Source organism: Halalkalicoccus sp. NIPERK01, from assembly GCF_030287405.1.
Taxonomy (GTDB): domain Archaea; phylum Halobacteriota; class Halobacteria; order Halobacteriales; family Halalkalicoccaceae; genus Halalkalicoccus.
This window is the reverse complement of the sequence record NZ_JASVVV010000005.1, coordinates 1-13,863: the sequence shown is the minus strand read 5'-3', so window position 1 is coordinate 13,863 and position 13,863 is coordinate 1. Positions and strand designations below refer to the sequence as shown.

The window sequence follows — 13,863 nt, the reverse complement described above, 5'->3', positions numbered from 1 at the left end:
GTTCACTTTGTGTTCGCATGCTCGAACCGCCGGCCGTAGATCCGCCGGGGGTTCTTCGCCCGCGAGTATTTGACCTGCGATGGCACTGTCGAGACGCGCGTCGACGCCGAGTCAGGGATCGGCCCCTTCGGCATCGTTGAAATCGCCGTCGGATTCAACGAAGCCTGACCGCCGAGTTTCTCTTGGTTAATCTCGTAGAGCACCCGGACCTTGTCATGGGTCTCCAACAGCGACGTTCGGAACGTCTCGACGGCCGTCTCGATGAGTTCCTGCATCTTCTCTTGGCGGTCATCGATGTCGAACTCCGTGTTGGCACCGCCCGTGGCGAACATCCCATCCATGTTGAGAAGGCCGTCGTCTTCTTCGTTCCCGTCGCCGGTGACGTCCGCTACCTCCGTGTCGAGCTCTTGTTTCTGTTTGCGTAGCTCCGGGAGGTCGACGGCCTCCCACAGCTCCCTGAGTTCCACCGCGTCGTTCAGCTCCGAGAGATCGATCGCGTCGCGTGCGTCGCCCGTCGAGACCGCCTCTGGAACGTTCTCCGCATCGATCGCGTCTGGAAGTTCCTCGAAATCGACCGTCTCGAGGACGTCTTCTACTTCCTCTATGATGTCCCAGATCTCTTCGACAGTCTCGATGAGGGCTTTATCGTCGCTGTTCTCGACGATCTGTGTCTTCAACTGTTCGAGCGCGGCTGTGAATCCGGGAATCCGTTCCTCTAATCGGACGAGAATCGACTGTTCCGTCGTCTCGGTTTTACTCATTGGATCCTCCTTCTACGGCAGATTCGCCGGTTTGAAGGCGGACCTCGAGGACGCCATTGTTGAACGTCGAGTCAGTCACAGTGATGGCTGCATCGTCGAGTGGGATCCGCTCGATGGTCTTCTCTCCGAGTTCGATTACGAGCTCGTCTCGCTCGCGATCGATCTCGGTAGTAACGCTCTCGGCCGTCATCTGTGACAGGTCGGCCAGCACGATGATGGCGTCTCCCTCCTCGCGGACGTCGACGAGATAGCCCTCATCCGTATCGATACTCGTCGCCGTGGATTCGTCGGACAGCTCCTCGATACCGAGGTGGCCCCAGTGACTGTCAGGGTCGGGGTCGAGGCCTGTACTCACGGTAAACTCGTAGTCGGTTCGGAAAGACCGCCCGGAGACCGTCCCGTGACCGGCTGTTTCGCCCTCGTCGCTGCGTTCTGCATCGTGGAGTGTCTCGACGACGTGTCGAAGAATGTCGAGCAGCGACGAGGTTTCTTGGTTGTTGTCGTCGGTTGTCATTGTGTATCCGAATATTGGTATTGTGCTAGTCGTGTGCCTGTTCTACTGCTTTGAGTGCGGCCTTCTGCTCTACGAGAATCACAACAAACGGCGGTCACAGGAGCCTTCCGCTTGCTGAATGCGTTTAACTCCGAAGAGCGTACGCGTTTAGCGTCAATGATGGATTAGGATATCCACCGAGACAACCATGCGGGTTACTGTCGCAGGTAGTCTATGTAGGTTTCGACTCAAGGACGAAAACTTACGACGAAGACGTAATCGATACGGGAGTGATTGAGTGCCGTACCTACTCCTTTCGTACCTCGGACACCAACCACTCCAGGATGGGCACTTACGAGATCGGCCTGATAATCATCTCTATCGCTCTGCTGGGTACGGTCGTTTTGCCACGACTACTCGAACACCGGCCCTTATCGTTCCCAATGATATATGTGGTGCTCGGCAGTCTCCTCTTTTCACTCATCCCCGGCGCTCCAGCACTTGATCCGATCGCGAATTCATCACTCACCGAACGTCTCACTGAACTCGTCATCATCATCTCGCTTATGGGAGCAGGATTGAAGCTTGATCGACCGTTCTCGCTGCAGACGTGGACTGCAACGTGGCGATTAGTAGTTGTTGCATTACCACTCACGGCGGGATCGGTAGCGGTCCTGGCATGGGGGGTCCTCGGTCTCTTGCCAGCCACTGCCATCCTGCTCGGAGCTGTGATCGCGCCGACCGATCCGGTTCTTGCCTCTGGAATCGAAGCAGGAGCTCCGCTGACCGAATTCGAAGAGGAACAGGATCCACGGTATGAGTGGGGAACCGTTCGATTTGCGCTCACCTCAGAAGCCGGATTCAATGACGGATTGGCTTTTCCCCTCACAAACCTAGCAATCGTCATCGCCGGAGCGGCGTTCGTAAGGCCAGAGGTCTGGATCGTAGACTGGCTTCTCGTTGATGTTTTCTACAAAATCGGTGTTGGAATAGTGCTCGGCTACCTGATTGGGCAGCTGATGGCTCGCTTCCTGTTTCGACTCCCGACATCAGGAAGTATCGCAGACATGATGGTTAATGAGCGGGACGTAATGGCGGGTGTTGAAGCGCTGGCCACGACATTACTCGCCTACGGTATAACCGAACAGTTGCATGGGTATGGCTTCATCGCCGTATTCATAGCTGCATTGACGCTTCGACATTCCGAATGGGAGCATGACTACTACGTAGAACTCCATGATTTCGCCGTCCTCGTTGAGCGACTACTAATGGCAACGGTTCTTCTCTTATTCGGAGGGGCTATCGCCGGAGGCCTACTCTCTCCCCTGACCTGGTTAGAAGGGGCAATCGGGGTACTCTGTATATTTGTCATTAGACCAGCGACTGGAATCATTAGCTACCTTGGAACAGCTGCTTCTTGGCCAGAACGGGCGGTAATCGCGTTTTTCGGTATACGAGGAGTCGGATCGTTTTATTATCTGTCTCATGCATTAGCAGAATCATCATTCCATGAAGCGGAACTGGTTATTGCTGCTGAGGAACTGTGGGCGTTTGTGGGCTTCGTTGTGCTGGCGTCGATTATAGTTCACGGAATAACCGCAAGTCCAGTAATGGCTGCTCTCGATAAGCGACAGCAGGAGGAGGGATGACTAAGACCAAACAGATCGGACGGTTATCGAGGTGGGTATCGAGAGACACCGATATCCAGGACAATTACATAGATATGTATGTAATACATGCGCGAAGAATAGAATGCGCTTGAGGGGTTTTCACAACTCGGTGAGGGTTTTGATTACGATCGTCTCGAAGCGTAACATTGCGGCAGCTATCCCGTCTTTCGTAGTGGCAGCGATGCATTTCATAGGCACGTGCCTAACTATCTTGAGGGAGCCCATGGTGAACGCCACGGCCGTTAGGCCGTGGTAGCTTACCCTCCATTCGTGTTTCTATCCGAGATAAGCGTTGACTCGACGAGATGGCTCGTCGCACGTCGCAGCTGTTCTGAGATCGCTTGGTGTGACAGATTTTGCTGCGCAGCAAATTCCGACAAGGAAACGTCCCGTGGGACTTCGAAATAGCCTGCCTCAAAGGCTGCAACGATGGTATCGCGCTGCTTTTCCGTGAGCCCGTACTTAACGTGTCGGGTATCGTCTGTTCCATAAATCGACTGAACATCGAACTGCAGGCCGACATTCTTTGCAGAATCGTGCGCTTGGGAGAGGGACTTTCGATCTGGAAACACTGCACGGAGATGCCACTTCTCATCTGATCCCGTCGCAGTAATGATCGTTCCCTCATGGTCCGTAAGTAATCTGATAATGAGGTCAACTGAACCGGTCCATACCATCTGATACGAACGCTCTTCATCAGTTTCGGATAACAGGGTCATTGACTCGACAGTAGGATCCTTCTCAAATGCGGCTTCGAGCGCGTCAAAGTCATCGGTCTGGACCCATACATACGGCGTAATCCGAGTCGGGTCGTCGGCAACGACCCGCTCGATCTCGATGTGTACCCCCGGGAGTGCCCTCAATGTTTCTTCAAGCGCGAAATTCTCGGCGGAAAGCTCAAATTCGATGATCGCGACCATACGGATACACGGAGGGCGACAGACATAGTCTTGATGACACCACAGCCACCTGCGTGGGGCGTTCGGTAGATCGTTGGTGGTACATAGTCGTCCTTCATTGGCGCTACGGCCGATCAAGCCACGGATGTAACCGCATCGACTGTGGTAGGCGTCACTATACCGGTCGCAGTACCCGTAATCTGGATGACTCTTGGTGGCGGCTCGAACCAACGTCTAGCAAGGAGATTCGATGTAGCGAGCTGAAATAGAGTGAGCAAGGCATATACTGCTCCATACCGAATTATTAGTATATCACAGAAGGCAGGCAGGTCGTCGGGATCACGGCTTGTTACCAGCCCTTCGTCGGCGACGGCCCCCGCGTCGACTCACTCGCCGCCCGTATTCCGGATATCAGTCTGCAGGCTGGGGCAGGAGGGCAGGGTTCGACCCTCAACGGTCTCCTTCGAGCCGCGGTACACGTACGAACAGACGGTGGAATACCGTGGCATGAGTATCAACGTGGATCGCGCTGCCAAAAGATGGTCTTTCAGTGCCTTGTGCAACCAAGCCCGTTGGCAGAAGGCAGATGTTCCACAGGGTGAGACGCTCGCCGAAATCGAATGGGCGCTCGGAAGGCCAAGACGTGGAGACGGGGTGATATTCCATCGAGGGACAGGCTAGAGGCCGTATTACAACCAGTCGATAGTGATTGCTCCCGAGGAGGATAGGGCGCGTATTTGCAGGACTCGATCTCGAGTTGTAGCGTTCTATGATATTTTTGGAAGTTTATAGAGGATAGGTTGATAACGGTGGGAGATCATATAGTACTCATGGGAAAGAAACAACTATCTAAAGAAGTGTCTCCGAATATATTCGAATGTATGGACTGTGGACACAGAATGGAGGCCAACCACCATCCAATGGAATGTCCGGACTGTGAAGGTGAGATGCTCAATATCAGCAACCCTCGAGAATGAGTCATCCATCGGAGATTCGATGACTGGGGATCGTTTCTAATTACTCAAACGTTCGGGAGCAGGCCCGCCTGAGAACGTGGTTCGTTGCGGTGTTGTCGGCTCCTCCCTACTCCGTTCGCTTCGCTCACTTCGTCGAGGAAGGGTCCTCCGCCTCGAAATTTAGGTGAAGTTTGCGATCGGTATTGCGTGCTTCCGAGACGTGCTGAAGCAGGAGTTCAACACGAGGACGGTCGACGCTCCACCGGTCAGTATCGTGATGGTAGTCCGTAAGGACGGACTGAATTGCTTCGAGTTCGGCGTCGGTAAACGAGAGGTCGCCGGCATCAAGCGCAGCGAATGCACGAAAGACCTCAATCGGTGGTGGTTCCTCTGATGGATTAACCGACTCCTGATCGATACGACGGAGTAACACGTGATGGAGTGTCCACTGTTCGGATGGTGACAGGGAGAGGGATTTTTTGACATTGGGTGATGAGGGCGGCATCGTATCTGTAGGGACGGCCTCAGCCACTATAGCGCTTGTTTCACGTTAACAATACACGTCATATACGAATGCTAATACGGCAGGTAGTACCAAAACACAGCAATAATGACCAGTCCCCGTTGAGAACCGAAGCCGTATACTATGGTCCAGAGAGCGTACGGCACAGGGTGTCTCAGTGATGAATGATGATTCTGAACAGAGCAAACAGCTATGCCATCTGATGACATACTAGGAGAGAGATGAGAAACTCAGGTACGAGATCATGATCGAACTTTCCGTTGGCTCGATACGCTACCAGCCTGTTCGAACGATTCGATCCGATCGGATGGTGTTCGAAGCCGCACAGGAACTCTACAATCACGACGTCGGATCGCTTATCGTCGTTGCAGATGACGAGAAGACGCCAGTGGGGATCATCACGAAATCCAACATCAACATGATGGTCGCCGAAGGCAAAACGCCGACCGAGAGTACGGTAGAAGAGATGATGAGCACACCGCTCATCGTAGTGACTACCACCGAGACGATTCAAACCGCTGCCGAGCGAATGCGGGAACACTCCATCAAAAAGTTACCTGTGATGGATGGGGACGGCTCCGTTGTTGGGGTACTCACTGCGGGTGACCTTGTGTACTATCTCCCAACCTTCGTGAAGAAGCTTCACAGTCATCGATCGATTCACACGATAACGTAACGCTACGAGAAGAATCGGCTCGAGAATGAAGTCATATGTGCTTGTTCGCAGAACGGCGTGTTGAGTTCCTCGTCGGTGATCTCTGTGAATCCCCCTCTCCGAACCACCATTCTATTCCGTCGCGACTGGCTCGCGGGTCAAATGAGCATACGAGGTCATGCGTAAAAGGATGGATAACTGCCTCGAGGGGTACTACGGAAATTCATCACGGACGGCTGTACGCAAACCTCGATACGCTCGTCAACGAGGGATTAGTCGAGAAAGCACATCTGGACCGTCGAACGGACGTGTACACGTTCATGACACGTGGACGGTGAAAACTCGACGCTCGTCGAGAGTGGAACAGCAGTACTTCCGCGAGACAGTCAGTGCAGCCTGCCGGCGACATCCACTGGTCACACGACGGCTAATCAGCGCTCGACTCTACGTCCACGTTGACGTCCTCTCCGCCCTTCAGGGCGAGGCTTTCTCCTTGCACTTCCGTAAAACAGTGACCGTTCGAGTTACAGACTCGCCGTCACCCAACGATGATACCTCGTACCGTTTGCAGTCGCCCTCACGAGTCGTCGATCAGTTAATGGTTCTTGTTAGCTAATAACACACTATGGGTGTGAGCACGGATACAGTCACCGTTGAGAGAGGGGAATCGGTAGTAAACGCAGTGCGAGCGGGCATTGCGGGAGGATTCGTCGGTGGTCTCGGGATGGGCGTGATCCTTCATACAGGAGCGAACATGATGCCGCTCATTGGTGCCCTGTACGGTTGGCCAACAGTGATCGGCGGGTGGGCCGCCCATCTAGCCAACAGCATCGTAATCGGGGTCATCTTCGCTCTGATAGTTTCGCGTCCACTCGTGCGGGAACAGCTCACCTCCGTTTCTGAGTATACGGCAGCCGGGCTCGTCTATGCAGCGGCCGTCGGTCTCGTCATGACCGGGATCGTGATACCGGTCGCGATGCAACTGCTCAGAGTTCAAACCTTCCCGGAATCACTGCTCCCCATTCCAGGGGTTATCGGTGGCGTACTCGTTATCATCTCAATCGGCGTCGCACACATGATATTCGGGCTGCTTCTCGGTGCCACCTGTGGGTTCCTCTGGTGTAAACTACCCGACCCTACTCCCTCGGTGCATACGCGCCTCGGTCCTTGAGGGTCGGGCTTTGATGTGGACGCCCGGGTGATCAGTTATCAGCAATAGGCCGGTGGCTCTTGCCGTTCAACGTCACCAGAACGCGGAGCGTTCTGGTTGGCTCACGAGAGCTCTGCTCTCGTGAACGTCCCACCATTCACACGCACGTCTACTGGTGTCGAAGGAGATCTTCGATTTTCTGACCATTGGAACGCTTCGCTTTCCAAGACGTCTCCGCCCCCCGACGTGGGCGAGGAACGGAGTCTGTGGTGCCGCTTCCGAGCGTAGCCCGATGTTCTTCGCCATCGCAGAGTCGCTACGCGACTTTGCTGCCCGCCGGATGTAATCCGGCGACCGCGGTGCAGTCTGCGTTGACCTCGTAACCGCAGTACGCCATTCGTCGATTCAGACGACCGATCACCGATCAGGTCTACGGACACCTACGACGGCGATAGATGGACATCGAGAGCGACTGACCGGTCGAATCGGCATACGCCGACTGGAGCCTCGGAATGGAGAGTGGTGGGCGAAAAGTGAACGAACCGCTTAGCTCACTTTTGCGCAGTCATCGTCAGCGTCGTCCGTCGCGGGGACGCCATCCCCGTCCGCATCGGTCTTCCTCTTGCATTCATCGTCATTGTCAGAGCCGTCGGTCTTCTCAGTCTCCTTCTCCGAGTCGTCAGTGTCGTCACCGTCGTCGCTATTGTCATCATCAGTTGAGTCGTCGCCATCGTTCTCAGACGTATCGACTTCGAAGACGACCTCTTGGACACCTTGATACGCGTCGCTCATGATCCCGAGTCTCTGTTCCTGGTCGCGCACTTCGACGTCGAAGCCGGTGACATCGGTCGGTTCGAGCCCGCTGAGTTCGATCACAACCTCGCCGTCGGCGTTCGTCTCGCGCGTCTCCGTCGCCTCTTCCTCAACGGTACCGGGCGGCCAGAGCGTCACGGGCTCGCCCTCGACGGGATCGCCGTTCCGATCGACCACGCGGACGATCCCGGTCGCCCTGCCGTCGGTCGTGTCGAGCGTCATGCTTACTTCGGCATCGGCGTCGTCGACAGTCGTCCGAGTGGCCGCTGGGCCGGTGACATCGTCGTGGTTGACGACGACGTCATACTCGCCGCTCTCAACGTCGAACGTGACCGTACCGTCGCTATCGGTTTCGCCGCTCGCGACCTCTTCACCGCCGTCAGACGTGACAACGCTCACGTTCGCACCTTCAAGGGGCTCGTCGGTCTCGTCGACGACGGTGACGGTCAGCGTCCGCTCCGGCTCGTCTTCACCATCGCCGGAGTCGGATCCACCGGAGCCGTCGGTCGAAACGACCGTGTTCCCGTCGGGATCGACGAGGGCGACGACGTCGGTGCCGTCGTTGTTCAGCACGGACCCGTCGTAGGGGTCGGCAAGTGTGACGTCGGTATCGACCGTGGTTTCGTCACTCGTGGCGACGGTGACGTCGTCACCGGGAGCGAGCGCGACGTTGCCGGAGAGTTGGCGCACTTGGTCGCGCTGGCTACTCTCCTCGTTGTCGAAGTTGAGGCCGTAGCCGGTGAGATCAACCTCGTCGTCGCCGAGGTTCCAAAGTACGATGTACTCGTCTTCGGCGTTCTGTTCGATCTCGATGGGAAGATCCGTTTGGGCGACCGCCGCTACCGGAGTGACGAGGCCGGTGAGGGCGAGGGCGCTGCCTGCTTCGAGAACGGTGCGTCGGTTCGTGGTTGCTGGTGGTCTGTTAGACATAACATAGCACACCAGATATCCCAGGGTCTTAAATCAGTATAATATGAGTTAGAATACCAATAAATGTGCGAAGTAAAACGATGATCAATTCATTACAGACAACAGCCGATACGGAGGGACCATTGACGCGCTGAAGGGCAGACTCTCGGAGACTACTATCATACGGGTGTCGAATGAAAAGCCGTCGTCCCCGCCCTCCGGACTATCCAGGCACCTCTATTCAGACGCAACTATCGGGGGTTCGACGTCGATGTATACGCAATCCCCGAGGTATGCACATCTCTATGACAATGAACGGGCTGCGTGCTGAACAGAGAGGGGTTGTTCATCACTTCGTTCCGATACCGATGTGTACCGGTTGGGTGAGGACGGCGGGGCCGGTCTCCCCCGCTCGCGCGCGGAGCATCTCATCCAACACCTTCCGGGCAGCGATCCGCTGCTCCTCGGTGGTGTCGGCCACCAGCGCCCCAGCAATGGGGTTGCTGTTCATCAGCCAGTCCCATAGGTGATGCCCAGAGTCGAACTCCAGCTCTTCGGCGACCGTTTCTACATGCACCTCCTTCAGGCCCGCCTCTCGGAGACGCTGGCGTAGCTTCCGGGGGTCCGACACCTGAAATGGGAGCGGCGTGGGATCCAACGGGAGTCCTTCGAAGTCGGGGATGACAGTGCGCATGGCACGCATAAAGAAGCCGAGGAACTCCACCTCCTCCGGATCGCCAAACACGACGATGAAGACGCGGCCCCCGGGCGTAGTGACGCGTACCATCTCCCCCAGCGCCCGTGGAAGGTCCGGAAAGAGCATGACTCCATACTGCGAGCCGGAGACATCGAAGGTGTCGTCCTCCAGTTCGAGAGCATGGCCGTCCATGACCCGTGCCTCTACGTTGGGGAATCCCATCGCTTTCGCACGTGCTTCGAGGTGCTCAACCATAGCAGGGGAGATATCCGTCGCGACCACTTCTGCGCCGATCCGCGCCGCGGGAAGGCTGAGGGCGCCGGTACCCGCCGCTACGTCCAAAAAACGCATCCCCCGTTGAAGACCCGCGGTGTCCAGGGCCGTCTTCGAAACGGGCCTATGTGTGGGGGTGACGAACTCGTCATAACCCGCCGCGATTGCATCCCAGGCTTCCCGTGTTTGCTGTTGTTGAGTGTTCATCGACGTAACTACGCCCACTGAGGAGATAAAATCGACCCTTGTTAACAACGAACACACTCGAGGAGAGAGATCTGGGTTCAGAGCGATATTCTCGATAGATAGGGGAAAGTGCCGATTGGCGTGCGATGGCATCCATCGTCGTCGACCGAACTAATTCGCGGTTTTCGAGCGTCCCTATACTGGATACACACCCGGTATCTTCCACGCCGATTGCAACAAGTAGCCAATCCGTGAGATGAGAACTCCGGAGTCGTCCGCTAATCCATCTAGTATAACACCCACCTGAGAGCGATGGGGAACGTCCGGCCACACAACAGCGAGTGACCTCCAGAAACCGGGAAAAGAGGACAGTGCTGTTCACTTTCATCGCACTTGGCGCGAGTATATGATGTTGTCTAGCCTACCTATGCTGCGGAGGCGGCTCGCCGAACGGAGGGAGAGATGGTATGACCGCAGATAATGAAACCAAAAGCCTGACCGAATCCGAGCGGAAAATCACCCCGAACCTGTGGTTCGACGACACGGCCGAGGAGGCAACAGAATTCTACGTCGCAACCTTCGATAACACAAAAATCGGTCCGATCAGCCGATACGATGCGGCGGCAGCAGAAGCCGCTGGACGGCCGGAGGGCAGTGTCCTGACCGTTGACTTCGAACTCGACGGCCAGCAATTCGTCGCGCTCAACGGCGGCCCAGGGTTCACCTTCAATCCGGCCATATCCTTCATCGTCAACTGCTCGACGGAAACCGAGGTCGACACACTCTGGGAACGGCTATCGGACGGCGGCGAGGTACTGATGCCACTGGATGCGTACCCGTTCAGCGACCGATACGGCTGGGTACAGGACAGGTACGGGGTGTCATGGCAGTTGATCTTGACCGATCCTGAAGGCGAGTGGCGACCCAAATTCACGCCGTCGATGCTGTTCGTCGGCGATAACTGTGGGAACGCGGAAGAGGCGATGGACTTCTACACCACCATATTCACCGACACATCCGTGGGACAGATCGCGCGATACGGCCCGGATCACGACCCGGACGAGGAAGGAACGATCATGTACGCCGATTTCCAGCTCGAAAGCCAGTGGTTCGCGGCGGCGGACAGCGCACAGGCCCACGAGTTCGCCTTCAACGAGGCGATCTCGTTCATCGTCCACTGCGAGACACAGCAGGAAGTCGATTATTACTGGGAGAACCTCACCGCGGACGGCGGGACGAAAGGCGAATGCGGCTGGCTCACGGACAAATACGGTGTCTCCTGGCAGATCGTCCCCACCGTCTTATCCGAGCTGTTGCAGGACGAGGACGCTGCGAAAGCACACCGAGTGGTGGAAGCAATGCTGGAGATGAAGAGAATCGACATTACAGGGTTACAACGGGCCGCTAACTAGGGACGAACGGGGAAAGCCACCACCGATGTTGACCGCCCGCCAACGAGCATCCTCCTCCCGATGACGCAGTGGACAGACGGCTGTACGAAGCCGGCCACCAACTTGAAGATCACGACCTAACCCTTTGTGAGGTTGAAGCTTAGTGATGGAGAAGCGTCCTTTCACCGCTCGGGTGGGACCGTACAGATATTCGACGGGAACTCGCGGAGACGAAAGAACTGGATCTGATAAAGTTCGCAGCAGCCGTGACCGAGTGAACCAGTACGAGTAGGGTGCGACCCCACTCCCTCCCCCCGTCATCGATGTGTAAAACCCAACGAGGGAGAGGGGGGCTGGGAGAAGAAAAGCAGGATATCCGTGAAAGTGTGGCAAACAAGACGGAGAAAGCCCGAAACGGCGATATCACGTTCTCTATCACGATCTACTCTAGACTAGCGAAGTTTTATATAGGGAGGGATTGAACCGGAACCGTAGTAGACAAGGGCGAGAGGGTTAGGAGGAGAGCAGCTCCGACTAACCGAGCGTGGGGTCCATTTCTCACCGTACTCTCTTACTCGCTGTTTCAGGCGATCCTTCGGCTCTCACGTCCTGTCTGTGGGATCCCGGCTCCTTATCGGCGAACCGGCCTCCCACTCTCTCCGTTATTTACACATCGAACACGGGGGGTGGGTCCACTCGATAACCGTCGCACGGGATCGATGCCACCATCACTTTTCGTGGAACTGCTTCAGTTGGGAATTGACGACTGTTCGGAGGAGTTCTCCCTGTTCGGCAATCGCTTCCAGGCGCGTGTCGTCGACAATCCGGCTCATCATCGCTTCGGGATCACCTGTGAACGTGAACTCCATGTACATCCCGCCACCGCGACCGCGACTCTTCCGAGCCGTTGATACCAGACCATACGTGGAGAGCTCCTTGACATACTTGACATACGTCTCCCGCGTCATCTGATCGGCATCAAGTTCGTCAGTCACCCACTGGTACACCTTGAACCCTACTGGGCTCGGGACAGAACTTCGCGACCGATTCGAGTAACAGGCGACAGCAGCCGTGGAGTATAGCGAGATCTTTTTCTGCGTCGTTAGTCCCTCAACGAGTTTCAACGAGCGGTCTTTGTCGATCTCTTCTTGGGACTCACGAACGTGGTCCTCGCGAACCACCGCGTCACCGCGTTCGTCCGCTAGGTCGCCGGCACCACGGAACAGATCGATCGCTTTTCGGGCGTCACCGTGACTCTGCGCCGCAAATGCAGCGACAAGCGGGATTACGTCGTCTTCTAGTGTATCCTGGCGGAATGCGTCACGACGATTACCGAGGATTTCGCGCAATTGGTTGGCATCGTAGTCGGGGAAGTAGACGTCGCGAGGATTGAACGAACTCTCGGCACGACCGTCGATGTCCTCCATGAACTTCGGGTCGTTCGTCAGCGCTGCGACCGAGACTCGTCCTTCGATCTCGTTCGTATTACTCGCGCGCGACAACTGATACAGCAGTTTCGAATAGGCGGGTTCCTCGTTTGATCGTCGGCCGACCAGGAGGTCGATCTCGTCGAGGATGAAAATGACCGAGTCGTAATGGTCGTTGATGAGTTCGTACAGACGTCGGTACTTGCGCTTCGTAGAAACGCCCGTCTCAGGAACGCCGATCGCTGCGCCGACATCCTTCGCGACGGTCTGGACGAGTTCGTACACCGCCTGATCAAGGGTGTTGATCGGCTGGCAGTTGATATCGACCACGCCGAATCGTTCGCCCTTGGATTGGCAGAGTTCGATGATTTGCTGCGTGACTGCACCGATGATTAGCGATTTTCCCGTTCCAGCGGGACCGTACAGAAGCATATTCGGGGGGCGGTTTCCTTGGAGCGTCGGCTTCAGAAACGACACGACGGATTCGAGCTGCTCGTCGCGGCCCACGATTCGCTCCTCATCGATGATCGTGTCCGGCTCGACGAGATCCCGATTTACGAACACCGATGTCTCCTCCTCGACGTCGAGCATGTCTCGGATCGACAGCTGGCTACTATCCGCCGTCGCTTCCTCATCCTGATCGGGAATCGTGTCCCCAGCGGCATCTTCACGGGCAGCTTCGATCAGTTCTTCGTTCGCATTAGAACGTGTTTTCTCATCAAGGGTAGATTGATCCGTTTCCTCCTGATCGCTACCGGTCATATGCTTGCTGCATGCCGGAGCATCAAAAAGATTCACCTCCGTCGATGTTTATCCAGCCGATATGGGAGAGTTATCGCTCGTATTCTCGCGATTCAGTTTCCTAGACCTAGAACCGGCAGCGAAGTATAGCGGCTACCAGACCCCCCGTCATCGAAGTGTAAGCCGAACGTCTGACACCCCGTCATCGATGTGTAATCACTACTTGGCCACGCCCCCCATCGTCGAAGTGTAAACCTTGCTCAGACACACCCCCCATCATCGAAGTGTAAACCTTGCTCAGACACACCCCCCATCATCG

General features: G+C 56.1%; 13 protein-coding genes and 4 pseudogenes. 8 read left to right on the top strand and 9 right to left on the bottom strand.

Annotation, left to right across the window (positions count from 1 at the left end):
* Positions 1-2: 2 nt before the first annotated feature.
* Positions 3-761 (bottom strand): hypothetical protein, encoded by a 759-nt coding sequence (locus QRT08_RS14045; RefSeq protein ID WP_286046593.1) that lies wholly within the window; start codon positions 759-761, stop codon positions 3-5.
* The gene (gvpH, locus tag QRT08_RS14040) at positions 754-1,275 is read right to left on the bottom strand and encodes a gas vesicle protein GvpH (RefSeq protein WP_286046592.1); all 522 of its coding nucleotides are present in this window, start codon (positions 1,273-1,275) and stop codon (positions 754-756) included. Before gvpH ends, QRT08_RS14045 begins: the two co-directional genes overlap by 8 nt.
* Positions 1,276-1,598: 323 nt before the next feature.
* Here gvpH and QRT08_RS14035 point away from each other — a divergent pair, with 323 nt between their 5' ends.
* Positions 1,599-2,903 carry a cation:proton antiporter gene (locus QRT08_RS14035; protein WP_286046591.1) on the top strand — a complete coding sequence of 435 codons (1,305 nt, stop codon included), beginning with the start codon at positions 1,599-1,601 and terminating at the stop codon, positions 2,901-2,903.
* A gap of 278 nt (positions 2,904-3,181) precedes the next feature.
* Here the strand turns inward: QRT08_RS14035 and QRT08_RS14030 are convergent, their stop codons facing one another.
* Positions 3,182-3,844 carry a bacterio-opsin activator domain-containing protein gene (locus tag QRT08_RS14030; protein WP_286046590.1) on the bottom strand — a complete coding sequence of 221 codons (663 nt, stop codon included), beginning with the start codon at positions 3,842-3,844 and terminating at the stop codon, positions 3,182-3,184.
* A gap of 281 nt (positions 3,845-4,125) precedes the next feature.
* Positions 4,126-4,284, bottom strand: a pseudogene (locus QRT08_RS18860) (DJ-1/PfpI family protein); the annotation flags it as partial.
* Between the two features lie 369 nt (positions 4,285-4,653).
* Here QRT08_RS18860 and QRT08_RS14025 point away from each other — a divergent pair.
* Positions 4,654-4,800: a rubrerythrin-like domain-containing protein gene (locus QRT08_RS14025; RefSeq protein ID WP_369684847.1), complete on the top strand. Its 147-nt coding sequence runs from the start codon at positions 4,654-4,656 to the stop codon at positions 4,798-4,800.
* A gap of 124 nt (positions 4,801-4,924) precedes the next feature.
* Here QRT08_RS14025 and QRT08_RS14020 read toward each other — a convergent pair whose 3' ends face one another.
* Entirely contained in the window at positions 4,925-5,311 is a 387-nt protein-coding gene (locus QRT08_RS14020) for a DUF7853 family protein (RefSeq protein ID WP_286046589.1), read from the bottom strand.
* A 235-nt stretch (positions 5,312-5,546) separates the two neighbouring features.
* On the opposite strand from QRT08_RS14020, the gene QRT08_RS14015 reads away from it, so the two are divergent.
* The 3 genes and pseudogenes from QRT08_RS14015 (at position 5,547) to QRT08_RS14005 (ending at position 7,128) form a co-directional block, all read left to right on the top strand.
* Positions 5,547-5,978, top strand: coding sequence for a CBS domain-containing protein (locus QRT08_RS14015; protein WP_286046588.1), 432 nt, complete (start codon positions 5,547-5,549; stop codon positions 5,976-5,978).
* A gap of 197 nt (positions 5,979-6,175) precedes the next feature.
* A pseudogene (locus QRT08_RS14010) lies at positions 6,176-6,295 on the top strand (PadR family transcriptional regulator); the annotation flags it as partial.
* A gap of 293 nt (positions 6,296-6,588) precedes the next feature.
* On the top strand, positions 6,589-7,128 hold the full coding sequence (locus QRT08_RS14005; RefSeq protein ID WP_286046587.1) for a hypothetical protein: 540 nt from the start codon (positions 6,589-6,591) through the stop codon (positions 7,126-7,128).
* A gap of 101 nt (positions 7,129-7,229) precedes the next feature.
* Here QRT08_RS14005 and QRT08_RS19040 read toward each other — a convergent pair.
* Together QRT08_RS19040 and QRT08_RS14000 are read right to left on the bottom strand one after the other, a co-directional pair.
* Positions 7,230-7,495: pseudogene (locus QRT08_RS19040) on the bottom strand (hypothetical protein); the annotation flags it as partial.
* 158 nt (positions 7,496-7,653) lie between these two features.
* Positions 7,654-8,700 (bottom strand): carboxypeptidase regulatory-like domain-containing protein, encoded by a 1,047-nt coding sequence (locus QRT08_RS14000; protein WP_286046782.1) that lies wholly within the window; start codon positions 8,698-8,700, stop codon positions 7,654-7,656.
* Here QRT08_RS14000 and QRT08_RS18855 point away from each other — a divergent pair.
* Positions 8,611-8,892, top strand: a complete 282-nt coding sequence (locus QRT08_RS18855) for a hypothetical protein (RefSeq protein ID WP_286046788.1) — start codon at positions 8,611-8,613, stop codon at positions 8,890-8,892. The genes QRT08_RS14000 and QRT08_RS18855 overlap by 90 nt on opposite strands.
* 286 nt (positions 8,893-9,178) lie before the next feature.
* On the opposite strand, the gene QRT08_RS13990 is transcribed toward QRT08_RS18855, so the two are convergent.
* Positions 9,179-10,138, bottom strand: a complete 960-nt coding sequence (locus tag QRT08_RS13990) for a class I SAM-dependent methyltransferase (protein ID WP_286046586.1) — start codon at positions 10,136-10,138, stop codon at positions 9,179-9,181.
* Between the two features lie 314 nt (positions 10,139-10,452).
* On the opposite strand from QRT08_RS13990, the gene QRT08_RS13985 reads away from it, so the two are divergent.
* Positions 10,453-11,397, top strand: coding sequence for a VOC family protein (locus tag QRT08_RS13985; protein ID WP_286046585.1), 945 nt, complete (start codon positions 10,453-10,455; stop codon positions 11,395-11,397).
* 152 nt (positions 11,398-11,549) lie between these two features.
* Positions 11,550-11,654 (top strand): annotated as a pseudogene (locus QRT08_RS19035) (DNA polymerase domain-containing protein); the annotation flags it as partial.
* Between the two features lie 450 nt (positions 11,655-12,104).
* On the opposite strand, the gene QRT08_RS13980 reads toward QRT08_RS19035, so the two are convergent.
* The gene (locus tag QRT08_RS13980; protein WP_286046584.1) at positions 12,105-13,565 is read right to left on the bottom strand and encodes an orc1/cdc6 family replication initiation protein; all 1,461 of its coding nucleotides are present in this window, start codon (positions 13,563-13,565) and stop codon (positions 12,105-12,107) included.
* Between the last annotated feature and the right edge of the window lie 298 nt (positions 13,566-13,863).